The organism is Acetoanaerobium sticklandii (assembly GCF_000196455.1).
In the GTDB taxonomy this organism is placed as follows: Bacteria; Bacillota; Clostridia; order Peptostreptococcales; family Filifactoraceae; genus Acetoanaerobium; species Acetoanaerobium sticklandii.
Genome location: NC_014614.1, coordinates 943,911 through 962,156 on the forward strand (window position 1 = coordinate 943,911; position 18,246 = coordinate 962,156).

An 18,246-nucleotide genomic window follows, 5' to 3' on the forward strand; every position below is an offset into this window, starting at 1 on the left:
ATATATATACCTTCCTATTACAGTTTGATATAATTTAATACAAAGGCATACATTTTTATTAAACTTGAAAGGTATATATAATATGAATAATAAAGAATTTAAATATAAAATAGAAAAAGGAGTAAAACGGGATTTAATTCTTAAAGGAAATGAAGAAGAAAAATTCATTCAAAAATTTTGGGGTGGTTTTTTCGGTGTTACATTCTCAAAGCAAGGGAAATTCAAAACAACAGATTATACTTTTGCATTTTTAAAACCAGAAGACAAGTTTAGAGAAAGCTTCAATATGTATAATGAAGTTCTATTATTGTTTTCTCCATATACTGAATTCGAAAGTCGTACAATGGATTTTGTTGATAAAACACTTCAGGAATATGACAATAGACTTGACAAAGTTTGCATACTATTGGTTAGTAAAGACCAGAAAATAGATATTAAAATAAGGCAGTTAAATAATGAAAATAAAGATTCTAAAATTATAGTGCCTTTTAAATATGATGAATTTAAAAATAATGAATTGGATATAGCGATTATTGAAAATAGGTTTAGAGACTATTTTTACAGTAGGGATTTATTTGCATTGGAGTCCCCGTTGAAAGCAGATACATATTTTTATGGCAGAAAACAAATAGTTCAAAATTTTTATGATAAGTACATGACTGGTGAACAAAGTGGTTTATTTGGGTTAAGAAAAATAGGAAAAACATCAGTTTTATATGCGCTAGAAAGATTAATCAAATTAAGAGGTGGAAACAGTATTTTCTTGGACTGTCAAGATACAAAAATTCATAAGTCGAGGTGGAATGAACTACTAAATTATATTATAGAAGCTTTGATTACTAAATATAATATAAGTGATAGTAAGTTCTATGAAATTGAGCATTATACAGAAAAGGATGCTTCAAAATGTTTTGAATCAGATTTATTAAGGGTAAAAAGTCATCTTAACAATAGAAGAATTCTCTTAATTTTTGATGAAATAGAACATATAACATTTAGAACATCTTCAACAAACCATTGGGCTGAAGAAAATGATTATATTTATTTTTGGCAAACTATTAGGGCTGTATATCAAAACAATTCTTCTCTTTTTTCATTTGTTTTAGCGGGTGTTAACCCATTATGTATTGAAACCTCTATTGTAAACAATTTTGACAATCCTATTTTTTTAATGGTTAACCCAACCTATTTAGAATTATTTTCAGTTCAAGATGTAAAAGAAATGGTGCAAAATATCGGGAATTATATGGGGTTAAAATTTGATGAAGAGGTATTTACTTTATTGACAAATCATTATGGAGGGCATCCATTTTTGATAAGGCATATATGTAGCCTTATTCATAAAGAGGTAGATGGTTATTCAAGACCGTATACTGTTACAAAGTATGAGTATAATAAAAATAAAAGCCAATACGATGAGAAAATTGTTTGCTATATTGAATCAATAATTCAAGGATTAAATAAATATTATGCTCATGAATATGAATTGTTGGAAATTCTTATATTAAAGGGACATATGGAATTTGAAAAAATATGTAGAAGGTATAATAATGCAGTAGAGCATTTAACGGGGTACGGTGTGCTTAAAAAAATTAACAAAGAATATCATATAACAATTGAAGCGATTGATTTATATGTTAAGGAAAATAAAAAATATAGAGAAATACCAGACACCAAAGAGGCAATTTGGCAAGAAATAACTACGAGAAGAAATAAGTTAGAAGAGAGTTTAAGAAAAATAATTATTATGAAATTCATGTTAAGTTCTGATGAAGATGATGCAAAGAAAAAAATTATGAAAGTTATAGAAGAAAAAAGAAGAGAAAAAATGAACTTGAAAGAATTGAAAAATATCGTAAAAAACGAACTATATCTTTTGGATTTAAAGAAAATTATAGAAAAAAATTGGGTGGAATTCGAAAAAATATTCAATGACAAGAATGAGTTTTCTATATTTTTTGATTTTATTAATAAAAATAGAGTAGATGCACATTCTAAAAGTATATCTGAAAAAGATTTGGCATTGTTACAAATGAGTTTTAAATGGTTTGAGGAAAAAATAGAACCTTACGATTATTAAATACTAAAAAAAGGCACAAGCCAATTAGCTTATGCCTTTTTTTATAATATTTCAAGTAGTTTATTTCCTATTGAAGTTATTACAGGGACTACCAAAGCATTTCCCATTGTGAAATATCTAAATTTTTCAGGCATTCCGGTATCAGTCCAATTATCTGGAAAACCATTCAGCCCTTCAGCTTCAACAGGCGTAAGTAATCTAAGCTTTTTAGTTTTAAAATCTTCTATAACATGGGTACTTCTATTCACGCTGGTTTCACTTGTAAGCATTGTTCTTGCGGGTAAATCTAATCTGTCTGAAAAAGCCATACTTCCTTCAGAATAATAATATTCTTCGCCATTTGGTTTAACTCTAGGTACTTTTTTAGAATCTTTCAGATAGGTCCATTTTTCTAAAGAACAATTTAAAAAATATTTTGAATCCACGTCATCTTTTAGCTGTATATCTCCTAAAGTTTTTGGATTAACAGTTGTTGGAGTCATTTCTTCACTATAGAAAATTCCATTAAACATAACTCCTGAATTAAAAAATGAGGAAGCAAATTCATTTGAAAAATCGGCCAAATCTTTAAATTCTTCTTTTCCAATATAGCCTGAAGCTATTTTTTTCTTGTTATGAACATCTTCAACTGGAAAGGCAGAGGCAAAAAATCCATATTTATTAATCCAGCTATAATATTTATCATCTTCAGTAGTTTTCACATGTGCAGTTAAGTTTTCATATATAGTCTGATCTTTTCTATATGCAAATATAAAAATTCTTCTTCTTTAGTGAGTTACCATATTCAGCAGCATTTATAACTCGCGATTCTACAGCATATCCTAAATCATTAAGGCATCTAAGAATAACTCCAAAATCACGTCCTCTTTGAGATGTAGGTGATTTCAATAATCTATCCACATTCTCTAAAAGTATAAATTGGTGTTAGTATAATATTGTAGACACATAAAGCCGAACACATTAAAATTAATTAAAGAAGGATGTGTTTATAATGGCAAGAGGTCAAAAACAATATACAGAAGAATTCAAAAATACAATAGTAGAGCTATATAATTCTGGTAATAGCTTAGCAGAGTTAAGTAGTGAATATGCCCTATCAAAGTCAACAATAGCTGGATGGATAAAGAAAAACAAGCCAATAGTTGCGGATAAAGGAAAAACAATAACAGATGTAGATTATCAAGCAGTATTAAAGAAAATAGCAAGACTTGAAGAGGAAAATGAAATATTAAAAAAAGCTATGGGCATATTCGCAAGGAAGTAAGTACTGTATTTGAATTCATTACTAACAATAAGAAATATCATGATATTAAGCTTATGTGCAAGGTTTTAAAAGTATCTAGAAGCTCCTATTATAAATTTCTAAATAAAAAACCCAGTAATAGAGAACTAGAGAATGTAAAGATAGAGAAAGAAATCATAAATATCTACAAAGCCAGCAAAAATCGTTATGGAGCTGTTAAAATACATGAATCTCTAAAAACATTGGGGATAAATATTAGTATAAAGAGAACACAATGATTGATGAAAAAATTAGGGATAAAGTCAATAATAATAAAAAAATATAGACCTACAACATCAAAGAGCAAAATAAAAGAACAAGAAAACGTTTTAAAAAGAGACTTTAAAGCTACTACTATTAATGAAAAATGGGTAACTGTATATGTTAACCTAAAAGTACCCCAAAATATAATTGAAATATCCCCTAGAGGAAATTTAAAATATCCCTATGACAAATCATAGGGAGGCTTGGGGATGATAAGCTTAATGGATAAGCAGGAAATAATTTTATCTCATTTTAGGGAAGGTAAATCTCAATGGCAAATTCATAGAGATACAGGATTTGACAGAAAGACAATTCGCAAATATATAAATGATTATGAATTGAAAAAGCGTAAGCTTTTATCATCTGATGAAGATGATATGGCCTTGATAGAGGATTTAACAGCTACTCCCAAATATGATATTAGTAATAGAGTTAAAAGAAAATTATCTGATGAAATAATTCAAAAGATTAATTTTTACCTAGAGGAAAATAATATTAAGAGAGAAACTGGAAGGAGCAAGCAACAAAAGAAAAAGATTGATATTTATGAATGTTTGATTGAAGAAGGTTATGATATTAGTTATCCTACTGTTTCAAACTATATAAAAACTACTTTGGATTCTTCTAAAGAAGCTTTCATAAGGCAAGAATATCAATTAGGAGAAATATGTGAGTTTGACTGGGGAAATGTAAATTTAATAATAGCTGGTAAAGCAAGGAGTGTTCAAATGGCAGCTTTTTCTTCAGCTAAGTCAAATTATCGTTTTGCATATTTGTATCATAATCAAAAGATGGAGAGCTTTTTAGATGCTCATGTCAAGTTTTTTAATAAAGTTGGTGGTGTTTACAAGGTTGTAGTTTATGACAATATGAAGGTGGCTGTAAAAAAGTTCGTTAATAAAAATGAGAAATATCCTACGGATGATTTACTTAAACTTTCTTTGCATTATGGTTTTAAATATAGGTTTTGCAATGTTTGTAAAGGTAATGAAAAGGGCCATGTAGAAAGGAGTATTGAGTATATAAGAAGAAAGGCTTTTAGTAAGAAAGATACTTTTGATTCTATTAAGGAAGCAAATGAATATTTAGCTAGCGAGTTAGCTAAGTTAAACGATAGAGTTTCTAAAGAGTTTAATAAAAGTCCGAAGGACATTTTACTAGAGGAATTATCTTTTCTACTTCCAATCATGCCAAGTTATGATATAGCTAGAACTATTGAACTTAGAGTAAGCAAGTACTCTACTATAAGTGTTGATGAAAATAAATATTCTGTACCTGATTGTTTAGTTGGTAAGTTTGTTTTTACTAAAATTTATCCTGAGAAAATATGCATCTATTACAGGAATAATTTGGTTGCAGAGCACAGTAGAAGTTATCTTGTACATGATTGGTGCATTAAGATTGACCATTATATAAATACCATAAAAAAGAAGCCTGGGTCTCTTCATTCTAGCACTGCAATGCAACAAATGAATCCCACGCTCCAAACAATCTACAATAAGTATTATACAGAAAATCCTAAGAATTTCATAGAGCTTCTTGAATTAATTAGTGAACATGGATTGAATAAAATTCAAAATGTTATTTATGAGTTAGAGAATTTGAATCCAATTTCGATTAATACTGAGAAGGTTAAAATGCTTTGCAATAGAAATATAGATGAAAAGATTACTATTAAAGAAAGGTCTACTAAGATTGAGCAGTATTCTAGACAAATTCTAAGTTCTTATGCAGATATTTTAAATAACTCATCTGTAGCCTTTCAAGAGGAGGCTAAAATTATATGAGTAAAGAATTTGATGAAAAAATATTTTGTCTTGCAAAGGAACTAAAGCTACCATATACTTCTAAATTTTTTAAAGATGATATATCTCAGGCAAATACAGAAAGTAAAAGTTATGAAAGTTTTTTATTTGATATTTTAGAAAAAGAGTATGATCTAAGAAAGGAAAATGCAATAAAGAATAAAATCAGAAATGCTAAATTCCCATATAAAAAATATATAGAGGATTTAATAATCGATGATTTGCCTAGTGATGCAAAAAATAAAGTTACAGCATTTTCTTCTCTTGATTTTGTTGAAAAAGGTCAAAATATTATTCTTGCAGGTAACCCAGGTACGGGAAAGTCTCATATTGCAATAGGTTTAGGGATTAAAGCCTGCGTAGCAGGATACTCGGTTTTATTTACTACTATTCCTCTTCTTGTTAATGAGTTAAAAGAATCTAGATCAAATAAGACTCTTCGTACTTTTGAGCACAGATTCCAAAAGTAAGATTTGGTAATAGCAGATGAACTAGGCTATATTTCTTTTGACAAAGAAGCTTCTGAGCTCCTATTTACTTATCTTTCTTTAAGAGCTGGGAGAAAATCAACAATCATTACTACTAATTTATCTTTTGAAAGGTGGGAAGAAATATTTAAGGATTCAGTAATGACAGCTGCTATGATTGATAGATTAACTCATAAATCTTTTATAGTAAATATGAATGGAAATTCTTATAGGCTAAAAGAAACAAAACTTTGGTTATCAGAGCAATAATTTTTTTATCCTCTAGAGGATTTTTCAATTAGAAAATAGAGGATTATTCAATTGACAAATACACCTCATTAAAAAAGGAAGAAGTTCATCTTGTTAAATATTTTGATTATGATGTCCCAAGATTTGCTATATTTGAGTATATAGAATCTTGGTATAACATAAAAAGGATACATAGTAGTATTGGATATTTAACCCCACAAAAATGTGAAGATTTAGCTAGAAAAATTGCATAAAAAGTTCAACTTTTTGTGTCTAATATATTGACATAGATCCACCTTTGCTTTAGGAGGGACAACTTTTCGCAAAATTAACATTAATGCGTATTAGTATCATTTTTCTATCAAAACACATCTTGGTGATGTAAATCCAAAAGAAGATGAAGCAAGCCAAACTATTTATTTTGAGAGGTATTATGTTTTATTATAATAAAGAGCATAAAACTCGAGAGTATTATAAAATGATTGAAATAAACTGAAATATCTTTAAATCTAAATTTAATGGTAAAGAACAAATAACACTTGAAAATACAATATATTCAATATATATCTTATAAAAGAAAGAGGTGCCTTTGAATGATAAAAAAATATGTAGCTCCCTATAACAAGAGTCATAGGGATTATTTTACAATACTACCTTTTGAGCGTAAAGTTATCTCCAAACTAGAGAATATATTTAGTCGAGAAAAAGGAATATTTGTCCTTTATGGAAACCACGGAGTTGGAAAATCAAGTTTAAAAAATTATACTATTGAAAATATTAGGAGCAAAAAACTATGTGTAATTATAAACATACCTTTTTATAATAGTAATAAAGATTTACTAAGAGAAATCTTAATTCAATTACCTATAGGAATAAAGACGGAGATGGATCGGATAAAAAATGATATAGAAAATATTATTTTACCAAAATCACAATTAATTTCTTTAAATGTTTTTAACCAAGATGAGGAAATACAAGTAGAAGAATCTCAAAATAATTATTTACGTAATTATATATTTATGAGTTCAAAGATATCCAATATAAAAAAACTATATATAAGAACAAAAGAGTCCCTAAGAGACTTGCCAGAACATATTAATTTTGAAAATGATATATTCAATCATTTGCTTAATGAAATTGATAAACTTGAAAATCATATTAAAGATTATAAAGATTATCACTGTAAGAAAGAAACAATAAAAGAAAGAATTATAAATAAAATCGGAATAAAGCCTAAAAAATGTTTAGAGTTAAAAGAACTAGAAAAACGGATATTAAATATAGAAAAAAAAATAAATAAACTAGATGTTTTAAATGAAAACATGTTAGAATTAAATGAGTTTTTCAAGCTTGCCATGGATCAATTGAAACAGTTTGATTTAGAGATAACTAATATTACTTATTACATTAATGAAACCACATCAAATATTTCTGCAGATAGCTCTATAGATATGGAGGCAAAGTTACATTTTTTAACTGCTAAAATTGGATTAGAATCATCGGATAGTTTAAATGATAAATTTTCAACATCCGAGGAAGTAAAAGGAATAGTTACAGAGGAAATAAAAGAAAAACAGCTAATGAGATTGTTAAAAAGCATGTCAGATACCTTTAATATTTCTATTATTATAGATGAATTAGACAAGTATCCTATGAATGAAGTAATTGAACTTATAAATCAAAATAAACGTTTGTTTTTAGATTGCAATATTACAACATTATTAATTACAGATATTTACTCAGGAATTTTTATTGAAGAGAATTCTGATTATATCCATAAAGATCAAATGATTCTTGTAAGAAGTCTAAATCTTGTTGATTTTATTGCAAGAAGTAGAAGTAAAGGAATACATTTCGGTAATGATTTTTTTGAGATTTTAGACCTATATTATAGTGTTAAAATGAATAATAGAGGACTTGTTGTTAACAAAAAAATAAATGACTCAAATAGTACCCCTAAAGGCTTTATTTTTTACTCTTTCATGAATTCAAATTTTTATAAAAATTTGAAAAGTGATCATAAAGAAATTTTTCTAAATTTTTATTGGGAACTAATTGAGCTTTTAGACCACGTAGAGAAAATAAGTATTGATGAATATGATGAATTTGTAAATTGCTTTTTAAATAGAAACAAGATTAAATCTCTACAAATCACAATTAATTTTAATAGACTAAAAGAATTGTTTGAAGAACAGAACTTAGAGATTTATTATAACTTTTTAGATTTTTCTGATTACGAATTTAACTTTAGTCTTCACTCAAAGTATCAGAATAAAATTCATGACTTTTTAACTGATTTTGCTTCGAAGATGAATTTTTATTCAAATAACACTGAGAAATACTTTTTAAATATTCAAGATTATAAATTTGTGAATGGAGAAAAGACTCATATTAATAATAATTATTTAAAAAATGAATTTACTAAACTTCTTGAAGAAAACGAATGTTCTGATGAAGACTTTGTTAAATCGCTTATTCAAATCTATAAATCAAGTTCAGAGAAGTATATAGGTAGAAAAGAATGGAGATATGCCAACAAAGAACTTTACAATCCAAACTATGGCATTGATGATGCAATGAAAGTTGTTAAACGTGAAAATGTAATGGGAATTATTTTATTTTATCCATATAATAATAAAATAAATGCAAGACCATATGAAAAACCATTACAAAATGGGATAATTGTTACAGGAAATGATTTTGAAGAAATTGTACTTTTTCCTTATGTTGGATATGTTGGACTGCACTCTCATAAGCCTTATAGGATGAATGAATTCAAAGAATTTATTACTGAAGAAGGAATTAAAAAAGTATATGAGGTTAAAGAAGAAGTTAATAAACACGACAGCTTACAATCAAAATGGTCAAATTGTTTTGATGGAAGTGATGAGAAGAATAAAGAAAAAATCTTAGAGATTTGCTCACAAAAAATGGATAAATGGTTGGGTGAGCTTGATAAATTAGGTTAAATGTTTATAGTTATACTATTACTGGTATTGTACATTTTTCTAGTGGATGTGTAACAATGTTATTATCTCTTGTGTTTGTAAGCATAGCTAAGAGACATATTATATTTAAGATGAATTAGGAAGCATTGATATTGCTCTTAGATATTTGCATAAAATAGAAGAAACTGTAAATCGTTTACAGAATTTTCCTAATTCAAGAAGCGTACAGAGATAATTTATTTAGAGAAAGCAAGGGTATAGAGTATTAATTTTATAAAGACATCTTGTGTTTTTAAAGTAATGATGAATATAAGATAGTTATTATATCTGCTATAGTTCATGGAAAAAGAGAATATGAAAATTTAATATAGATAGACTATTAAATTTTATACTCTATAGCCTTAACTGTAAATTTTTTCTATATTCATTGTAACTTTATAAATAGAGAAAGATAAGTGATACGAAAACTAGTATTATAATAAATAAAGCATAGATAAAAAACTTACCGCCAATGGGATACCAGCTCTCTGCGACATCTTTATTTACCTTTCAAGGAACCTAGAGAAGATATCATTGCTATCGAAAAAATAAAGAAGTTCACTAGTGAAGGCTTATAATAAGCCTTCACTAGATTTTAGAATAAAAAAGAAAAGCTGAAAATCTATTTAACAAATGCAGCCGCAACCTTGCATTCGACTATTTCTACTCTTTGCCACACGTTATTTATTATGTAAGGCTCTACTTTTAGCCAAGCATCTAACTGCTCTCTTGAAGCAAATTCTACAACCATCATTGAGCCTTTCATATTTCCGCTTTCATCTAGAAGTGCAGCAGCATATAGGTCATGACCCTTTTCTATCATTTCATCTACCATGTTAAGATGGGCTTCTCTAGCATTCATTCTGCGTTCTAGGGCTTTATCATCATTTCCATCATATCCAGTTACTATAAATTGCATATTTTACCCTCCCGTAAGTACTGTTTTAATATATTATACCTCAACTTATTTGATAGGGATATAGTATGAAAATTTCGAACTTGAGCATGAAAAGTTAAACTGATGAAAAAATTGAGCGAAATCTACTATTATATGATATAATATTTAGGCTAATACATAACAATCTATGGAGGTAGAGCCATGAAAAAGCATATAAAGACGCTTTCAAAAGATACACTTAAGAAGAGCGCAGCTAAAGGCGGATGTGGCGAGTGCCAAACTTCATGCCAATCTGCATGTAAAACTTCATGTACGGTAGCTAACCAAGAGTGCGAAAGAGAAGGCAGATAGTAAGTGTAAGTTTTGTGAGAGGGAATCAAAGCAATCGGGCTTTATTCCCTTTTCTCATGTGAAATTCTAGGAGGAATTAAATTGATACATAAGTTTTCGATGAACGACTTAAATATAGTAGTAGATGTAAATGGAGGAGCAGTTCACGTTGTAGATGAAATTACTTTTGACGTGCTGGATTATTATGAACTTAATGATGCAGAAAAAATTGCGAAAAAGCTTCCAAAGTATACTCTAGATGAGATAAAAGAAACCTTTGATGAAATAAAAAGTTTAGTTGAAGATGGGCTTTTATATTCGCCTGATAACTATCTTGATATAGATGCGTTTAAAAATAGAGAACCTGTGGTTAAAGCTATGTGTCTTCATATAGCTCATGACTGTAACTTGAAATGCAAATACTGCTTTGCATCTCAGGGAGACTTTGGTGGAGCTAAATCCATTATGAGTTTTGAAGTAGGAAAAAAAGCTTTAGAGTACTTAGTTGATAATTCTGGAAGCAGAAAAAATCTAGAGGTGGATTTCTTTGGTGGAGAGCCACTTATGAATTTTGAAGTAGTAAAGCAGCTAGTTGAGTATGGCAATGAGCTAGCAAAAGAAAAAGGAAAGAATTTTAGATTCACAATCACTACAAACGGAGTTCTATTAGATGATGAGATTATAGACTATGTAAACGAGCATATGCACAATGTGGTACTGAGCTTGGATGGAAGAAAGTCTATCAATGATGATATGAGACCGACTTTAAACGATAAAGGCAGCTATGATATTATCGTTCCGAAGTTTCAGAAGCTGATTGAAAAACGAAAAGACAAGTACTATTATGTAAGAGGCACTTTTACTAGAGATAATATGGATTTTAGCAAAGATGTTCTTCACTTTAAGGACTTAGGCTTTGATTTGACATCAGTAGAACCAGTAGTAGGAGATGAATCTAATCCTTACGCACTTAGAGAAGAGGATCTGCCTAAAATCTTAGATGAATATGAAAAGCTAGCTGTAGAATATTCAAAAATGAGAGTTAATAATGAGCCTTTTAGATTCTTCCACTTTATGGTTGATTTATCTCAGGGACCTTGTGTTATAAAGAGAATGACGGGCTGTGGAGCAGGTAATGAATATCTTGCTATTACACCTGAGGGAGACATCTACCCATGTCATCAATTTGTAGGGCAAGAAGAATTTAAGATGGGAAATGTAATGGCAGATAAGGTTGAGCTTCCTAAAGAAATGCAAGAAACCTTTAAAGAGGCGCATATCTATGCCAAAGATGAATGTTCAAAATGCTGGGCAAAGTTTTACTGCTCAGGAGGATGCCATGCAAATGCATTTAATTTCAACAACGATATATTAAAGCCTTACGACCTTGGTTGTCAGATGCAAAGAAAAAGACTAGAGTGTGCTCTTATGGTCGAAGCTAGCGTGATGATGAATCAAGATGAATTGGAGCCATTAGTATGATAAATTTTGACAGAGTCCCTATAATTAAGGGACTCGAATTTTATAAAAACCAAAATAATACAGCTTTTCATATGCCTGGACATAAGCAAAACCAAAGGATATTTGAAGAACTGGAGTTTTTAAAAGCCAATGTTTATAGCTATGATTTGACAGAGGTTCCTGGGACTGACAATTTATATGAAGCTGAAGAGATGATAAAAGATGCTCAGGTTCTTTTAGCAGAAGCTATGGGAAGCAAAAAAAGCTACATGCTTGTAAATGGCAGTACCTGTGGTATTTACAGTATGATACTAGGGCTACTTAATAAAAATGATAAGATTATAGTTCAAAGAAACTGTCATAAATCAGTTTTTACAGCTATTTATTTAGGAAACCTGAGTAGCATATATGTTTATCCTAAGGTGATAAATGATTTTGATATTGCCTCTACTGTTGATGCCAATGATTTAGCTGAGGTTATTAAGGAAAATAAAGATGCAAAAGCTGTAGTAATTACTTCACCTACTTATTATGGAACCTGTGCATATATAAAGGAAATATCAAATCTATGCAAGGAAAATAATATGCTACTGCTCGTAGATGAGGCACATGGAGCTCACTTTAATTTTAGCTCACTACTTCCTGAGACTGCCATTAGTTTAGGTGCTGATATTGCAGTAACCAGCTTTCATAAAACTCTGCCAGCCCTTACCCAGACAGCGGTACTTAATTTATCACATAGCCTATCTGATGCTCAAATAGAAAAGATAGAGTCAAAGCTTCAGATGTTTCAATCAAGCAGTCCATCTTATCTTTTTTTAGCGTCAATAGATATGGCTAGATATATAATGGAAACTAAAGGTGAAATGCTCACGAGGGAGCTAAAGGCAAATATAGATAAGGTAAAAGAAGCTCTTTCTGACATCAGAGGGATAAGAGTTTTAGATGAAACCCATCTAGAAAATGAAAGCTATGATTTTACTAGGCTTGTTATAAATACTCCTCTTAGGGGTAATTACTTGGCTGAGCTTTTAAGGAGTAAGTATAATATTCAAGTGGAAATGGCAGATTTTAATAATATAGTTTTAATTGGAACTATAGCAGATACTAGCATCATGTATGAAAACTTAGTAAAGGCATTAAAGGATATTTTTGCAGATTCAAATTATGAGGCACAACTAAATGCTCATATAAATGAAGCTAGAAAAGATAGTAACTTAATTAACATAAATAGCTATAAGCTGATGCCAAAGCCTAAGACTATACTCAATTGGCATGAAGCAGAAGAGCTAGAGAGAGAGCTTGTTGAGCTGGATGATTCTATTGGAAGAGTATCTGCAGAATCGCTTGTACCCTATCCTCCAGGAGTGCCACTTGTATTACCTGGAGAAGAGATAACTAGTGAGATAATCACTTATATCAATGCTATAAAGTCAGATAGTCTTAAGCTTACAAAAAGCTTATCTTCCAAGGAAGCAGATAAAATATACGTAATAAAGATTTAAGATGAAAGGGGAGGATTACGATTAGCAAATCGTTATTTATAGCGGAAAAACCTAGTGTTGCACTTGAATTTGCAAAGACTCTAGGCATAAAAGGGAATAAAAGAGATGGCTATATCGAATCTTCTGATGCAATTGTTACTTGGTGTATAGGACATCTTGTGACCATGAGCTATCCTGAAAAATACGATATAAAGTACAAGGCTTGGAGACTTCATGACTTACCTTTTTTACCTGAAGAATATAAGTATGAAATCATTGCAAATGTTCAAAAACAGTTTGATATTATAAAAGAGCAGATGAATAGAGATGATGTGACTACTATATATGTATGTACTGACTCTGGAAGAGAGGGAGAGTATATATATAGACTGGTAGACATGATGGTGGATGCAAAATCAAAAGAGAAAAAGAGAGTCTGGATTGATTCCCAAACTGAAGATGAAATCAAAAAAGGTGTAAAAAATGCAAAGCCTCTAGAAGCCTATGACAACCTAGCTGATTCAGCATTTCTTCGTGCAAAAGAAGATTATCTTATGGGAATAAATTTCTCTAGACTTCTTACCTTATGCTATGGAAGAACTCTTGCTAAAAAGCTAGAAAAGGATCACATAGTCATAGCAGTTGGTCGTGTTATGACCTGCGTTTTAGGGATGATTGTAAATAGAGAAAGAGAAATAAGAGATTTTGTTAAGCTTCCATATTATAAGATTCAAGCTCTATTTGAATTTGAAGGCTCTATAGATTACGATGCTGAGTGGAAAGCTGTAGAAGGCTCTAAATATCACCTTTCAAATCAAATCTATAAGGAAGTTGGATTTACGGACAAAGCTTTGGCTGAAACCTTTGTAAATGAACTAAAAACCTCTAAAGAAAAGCCTGTAATTGAAGATGTTAAGAAAAAGAAGGAAACTAAAAATCCTCCTCTTTTATACAATCTTGCAGAGCTACAAAATGAGCTTTCTAAAAAGCTAAAGCAAAGTCCTGACCAGACACTAAAGATTGCCCAGAATCTTTATGAAAAAAAGCTCATTACTTATCCTAGAACAGATGCAAGAGTTCTATCAACTGCGGTTTGCAAGGAAATCCTTTCAAATTTAAAAGGTCTAACTCAGCTAGATAAAGTAGCATCACTAGATGAAAAGGATAAGACGCTGCCAGAGTATGCTTTAGAGGTTATTAATAGTAACAAACATAAGGGCCTTGAAAAAACCAAATATGTAAATGATAAAGCTATAACTGACCACTACGCTATAATTCCGACGGGTCAAGGTTTATCAACCTACAATAAGCTTCCAGGAATTGAAAAAGAAGTATACATACTTATAGTAAGGAGATTTTTGGCTATATTTTTTCCTCCTGCAATATACAATCAACTTTCGATTACAACAAAGCTTGAAGATGAAAGATTTTTTTCTACTTCAAAAGTATGTACCTCTGAAGGTTTTCAAGTGATTTTAAACGATGAAAAGAAAGAAGACGATTCAAAGCAGGATAAGGCTGAGATTTTGAAAAAGCTAAAAAAAGGTCAAACTGTTTTAGTTAAAGAGCTGGACATCAAGGAATCGGAAACGACTCCGCCAAAGAGATATAACTCAGGTTCAATTATTCTTGCTATGGAAAATGCAGGAAAGCTAATCGAAGATGATGAGCTAAGAGAGCAAATCAAAGGAAGTGGAATAGGAACTAGTGCTACTAGAGCAGAGATATTGAGTAAGCTGGAAAAAATAGATTATATTTCGCTCAATAAGAAAACCCAAATTCTAACCCCAACAACTTTAGGAGAATCAATCTACGACGTAGTTGCTGGCTCAATCCCTTCACTACTTAGACCAGAGCTCACAGCTAGCTGGGAAAAAGGGCTATCTATGATAGCTTCTGGTGACATAAAAAATGATGAGTACATGAAAAAATTAGAGAGCTATATCCAGAAAAATACTAGTAGAGTTTTGACTCTTACAAAAAATACTAATGTTAAAAATAAAGCATCTGAGATAGATAAAACTCCATTAGGAAGCTGTCCACTTTGCAAGGATGGTAAAATAAAAGAAAATTCAAAAGCGTATTTTTGTACTAACTGGAAACAAAGCTGCAATTTTACTCTTTGGAAGAATTCCCTGCCTGAGCTTAAAGAGGATATATCTAGGGATTTGGTAAAAGAGCTTTTAGCTTCAGACAAAAACAGCATCAAAGTCCACACTTCTGAAAATAAGGATATTCATATTAAGTTCAAAGAAAGCGGTAATGGAGAACTTGAAATCACAAAAAGCCACTAAATTTAGTGGCTTTTTATATGATAGTTTAACCCCCGCCAACAGGTGGGAAAAGAGCAAGCACATCATCAGACTTAAGCACAGCATCAAAATTAGTTCCTCTTCCATTTATCATTATTATTGCTACATCTTGCAGAGGAATTCCGAGGCTTTCAATTATTTCTTTGACAGTAGTATCTGAACTTACGTCCATATCCATTATTTTTTCTCTATTTTCTCTTAGGTTTGCAAAGAGCTTAACAGTGATTTGCATAATTTCCTCCTAAATCATATCTAGGTGTCTTTCTTGAGTTTAAAATTTGCTTCATTGCCTTGATTTTTTCCATAAAAGCCTAAAGCAATCCTATAAGGGCCAGGACATCCAGGTGGCAGAAAAGCTACGCGGTCTCCAGGATTGATTATATAATCTACCTGCTGAACAAAACCGTTTACAAAAATTACTTCGATATCGTCTCGCTTGATTTCTAGCTGTTTAGAGAGTTCCAAACCGCTTATAGGGCCATCGATTTCGAGAAATACAGGCATGGTTCCAAATTTCTTTTTTAAAAAGGCATCAAGTTGTAAAAAACCTCTTAGTTCTATTGTTTTATTTGAGTTTTCCATCATTTTGCCTCCTGTATTAACATCTGTTAAATATGAAAAGCCGAACCTATGTCCGACTTTTCAGCATTTTTTACAATTAGAACTTCATAACTTCATCGATTTCTTCAGGGCTGAAATCCCAAACTACATTATGTGGTGCTATAGGTTCATATTCCATAAATTCTGGCAATCTATCATGTGAATTTGTAAAGCCAGCACGTTTATTAAAGTCTCTTTCAACGCGAAGAACATTCTTTCCTAGCTCATCTACGTCATCAGAAGTTAAGCTAAGGCCGTATTGAGCATTTATCATATCTATTAGAGCTTGATAGCCAGCTGGGCTGTCTGCTATACCAAAGTATACAAATAGACACATTCCAGTACTGTCAATTGCAGCTGTACCGATTTGCATAGCACGTGCATACTCTATTTGACCTTCTTTTTTAAGAGGATCTATGTCTGCTCCGACTTTTAGGATGTTTCCTGAGATACAGTATCCTGCAGTGTGGTCTGCGCCCATAGTAGTAGTAGCATATGTTAAGCCGATACCCTTGATAGCACGTGGATCATACGCTGGGATTGCTTGGTCTTTTACTACTGGAACACGATATAGTCCGCAAACTTTTCCAACTATAGATGTTCCTCCTGCTATGATTCTAGCAAGTGGAGTAGGATTAGCCATATCTTTAACTATTTCAAGAACTTTTTCTCCATCGCCCCAAGGAATTAATCCGCCTTCCATTGCAGTAGCAACAGCAACAGCAACTTCTATACTGTCAACTCCTACATCATCCATAGCGCGGTCTATATATGCGATAGTATCGAAATCTTTGATACCAGCATCAGCGCCTAGTCCCCAAATAGTTTCATATTCAAAACCACTTGTGATGTATTTACCTTGTTTATCAGGATACCACTGAGAACAACGAATAACGCATCCTTTATGACATCCGTGTGAAACTTTTCCATCTCCACCACGCTCAGTGATAGTTGCATTTAGAGTTTCTCCAGAGAAATTGTCATTGTGGTCTATTCTTCCACCAGTGAAGTTGTTTGCTGGAAGTCCGCCTGCTTCATTAATAATATTAACTAATACATCTGTACCATAAAGTGCAAGACCTTGGCCTGCAACTGGATGGTCTAATAGAGCCTTTGCAAAAACCTTAGAAGCAGCAGCGAAAGCTTCTGGGTCAGCTACTGGTACTTTGCTTGCTCCAGTTTCATCTATGATTATAGCCTTTACATTTTTAGAACCAAGTACTGCTCCTAGTCCACCTCTACCAGCACTTCTAATATTACCTTCAGGGTCTTTGAAAGAAATATTTGCAGATGGAAGTCTGTGCTCACCAGCAGGTCCTATAATTGCAATTCCAACGTGAGAACCATATTTTTCGCCTAGTATACGAATAGCATCATAGTTTCCGCAACCGCCTAAAATTTCAGCTGGAGCAGGCTCGATAGTAACGCCGTTCATATCTAATTTAATTACATAAAACTTATCGTCGCTTGGTTTGCCTTCGATTACAAATGCTTTAATTCCCATTTTAGCTAGCATTTGAGAAGAAGAACCTCCAGTATTTGATTCTTTAATAGTTCCAGTTAGTGGACTTTTAGCTCCTACAGACATACGACCAGAGTTTGGTGCAGATGTTCCGCTAAGTAGACCTGGAGCGAAGATTATTTTGTTGTTTTTTCCAAGTGCATGACATGTTGGGATAACTTCGTCATTTACAAAGCTAGAAGTAAGTGCTCTACCACCTAGTCCAGCATATTTTTCTGGCACATCTGTAATTTCGTGTTTTAGAGTAGCCATGTCAATTCTAATAAATTTTTGCATGAAAAAACCTCCTTCTAAATTTGGTTTAGGTATAATCGTAGCAGATTATACAGGATAACAGTGAAATTCAGTGTTAACCCCATCCTTTCCAAATAGCGGGAGGCAGCGTAGTTTCCTACTCTACCCATTGGCCAACCTTCATGGCATATATTTCAATACTTTAGAATAGTTAGCTCGGATAAGTTTGATTATTCTGATTATTTTTATATTATCACAAAAGCGACGATTT

The 18,246-nt window shown here is 31.4% G+C and carries 13 protein-coding genes, 3 pseudogenes and 1 riboswitch; of the genes and pseudogenes, 11 read left to right on the forward strand and 5 right to left on the reverse strand.

Going from position 1 to position 18,246, the window contains the following annotated elements:
• The first annotated feature begins 82 nt into the window (after positions 1-82).
• Positions 83-2,080: an ATP-binding protein gene (locus CLOST_RS04295; RefSeq protein ID WP_013361029.1), complete on the forward strand. Its 1,998-nt coding sequence runs from the start codon at positions 83-85 to the stop codon at positions 2,078-2,080.
• A gap of 41 nt (positions 2,081-2,121) precedes the next feature.
• On the opposite strand, the pseudogene CLOST_RS04300 reads toward CLOST_RS04295, so the two are convergent.
• A pseudogene (locus CLOST_RS04300) lies at positions 2,122-2,980 on the reverse strand (DNA cytosine methyltransferase).
• 91 nt (positions 2,981-3,071) lie between these two features.
• Between CLOST_RS04300 and CLOST_RS04305 the strand changes: the two are divergent.
• The 6 genes and pseudogenes from CLOST_RS04305 to CLOST_RS04325 all read left to right on the forward strand — a co-directional run bounded on the left by CLOST_RS04305 (position 3,072) and on the right by CLOST_RS04325 (position 9,116).
• On the forward strand, positions 3,072-3,344 hold the full coding sequence (locus CLOST_RS04305; RefSeq protein ID WP_013361032.1) for an IS3 family transposase: 273 nt from the start codon (positions 3,072-3,074) through the stop codon (positions 3,342-3,344).
• Positions 3,345-3,601: 257 nt separating this feature from the next.
• The gene (locus tag CLOST_RS13495; RefSeq protein WP_049779752.1) at positions 3,602-3,823 is read left to right on the forward strand and encodes a hypothetical protein; all 222 of its coding nucleotides are present in this window, start codon (positions 3,602-3,604) and stop codon (positions 3,821-3,823) included.
• A 12-nt stretch (positions 3,824-3,835) separates the two neighbouring features.
• Positions 3,836-5,413 (forward strand): IS21 family transposase, encoded by a 1,578-nt coding sequence (gene istA / locus CLOST_RS04315; protein WP_013361035.1) that lies wholly within the window; start codon positions 3,836-3,838, stop codon positions 5,411-5,413.
• Positions 5,410-6,168: pseudogene (gene istB, locus CLOST_RS04320) on the forward strand (IS21-like element helper ATPase IstB). The gene istA and the pseudogene istB overlap by 4 nt, the downstream one beginning before the upstream one ends.
• A gap of 68 nt (positions 6,169-6,236) precedes the next feature.
• Positions 6,237-6,401, forward strand: a pseudogene (locus CLOST_RS13750) (IS3 family transposase); the annotation flags it as partial.
• Between the two features lie 339 nt (positions 6,402-6,740).
• Positions 6,741-9,116, forward strand: a complete 2,376-nt coding sequence (locus CLOST_RS04325) for a P-loop NTPase family protein (protein WP_013361038.1) — start codon at positions 6,741-6,743, stop codon at positions 9,114-9,116.
• A gap of 640 nt (positions 9,117-9,756) precedes the next feature.
• Here CLOST_RS04325 and CLOST_RS04330 read toward each other — a convergent pair.
• On the reverse strand, positions 9,757-10,053 hold the full coding sequence (locus CLOST_RS04330) for a YciI family protein (protein ID WP_013361039.1): 297 nt from the start codon (positions 10,051-10,053) through the stop codon (positions 9,757-9,759).
• Positions 10,054-10,233: 180 nt separating this feature from the next.
• Between CLOST_RS04330 and scfA the strand changes: the two genes are divergently transcribed.
• From scfA to CLOST_RS04345, 4 genes are all read left to right on the forward strand, one after another.
• The gene (gene scfA, locus CLOST_RS13760; protein ID WP_013361040.1) at positions 10,234-10,383 is read left to right on the forward strand and encodes a six-cysteine ranthipeptide SCIFF; all 150 of its coding nucleotides are present in this window, start codon (positions 10,234-10,236) and stop codon (positions 10,381-10,383) included.
• Positions 10,384-10,458: 75 nt separating this feature from the next.
• Positions 10,459-11,844 (forward strand): thioether cross-link-forming SCIFF peptide maturase, encoded by a 1,386-nt coding sequence (gene scfB, locus CLOST_RS04335; RefSeq protein ID WP_157858320.1) that lies wholly within the window; start codon positions 10,459-10,461, stop codon positions 11,842-11,844.
• A complete protein-coding gene (locus CLOST_RS04340) occupies positions 11,841-13,328 on the forward strand; it encodes an aminotransferase class I/II-fold pyridoxal phosphate-dependent enzyme (RefSeq protein WP_013361042.1) in 1,488 nt (495 codons plus the stop codon). Before scfB ends, CLOST_RS04340 begins: the two co-directional genes overlap by 4 nt.
• 38 nt (positions 13,329-13,366) lie before the next feature.
• Complete coding sequence (locus CLOST_RS04345; RefSeq protein WP_330360766.1) at positions 13,367-15,601, forward strand: DNA topoisomerase; 2,235 nt, start codon at positions 13,367-13,369, stop codon at positions 15,599-15,601.
• A 25-nt stretch (positions 15,602-15,626) separates the two neighbouring features.
• Here CLOST_RS04345 and CLOST_RS04350 read toward each other — a convergent pair whose 3' ends face one another.
• The 3 genes from CLOST_RS04350 to CLOST_RS04360 form a co-directional block, all read right to left on the reverse strand.
• Positions 15,627-15,851, reverse strand: coding sequence for a MoaD/ThiS family protein (locus CLOST_RS04350; protein WP_013361044.1), 225 nt, complete (start codon positions 15,849-15,851; stop codon positions 15,627-15,629).
• 20 nt (positions 15,852-15,871) lie between these two features.
• The gene (locus CLOST_RS04355; protein ID WP_231853142.1) at positions 15,872-16,204 is read right to left on the reverse strand and encodes a MoaD/ThiS family protein; all 333 of its coding nucleotides are present in this window, start codon (positions 16,202-16,204) and stop codon (positions 15,872-15,874) included.
• 73 nt (positions 16,205-16,277) lie between these two features.
• Positions 16,278-18,017, reverse strand: coding sequence for an aldehyde ferredoxin oxidoreductase C-terminal domain-containing protein (locus tag CLOST_RS04360; protein ID WP_013361046.1), 1,740 nt, complete (start codon positions 18,015-18,017; stop codon positions 16,278-16,280).
• A 69-nt stretch (positions 18,018-18,086) separates the two neighbouring features.
• Positions 18,087-18,209: riboswitch (molybdenum cofactor riboswitch) on the reverse strand.
• Positions 18,210-18,246: the final 37 nt, after the last annotated feature.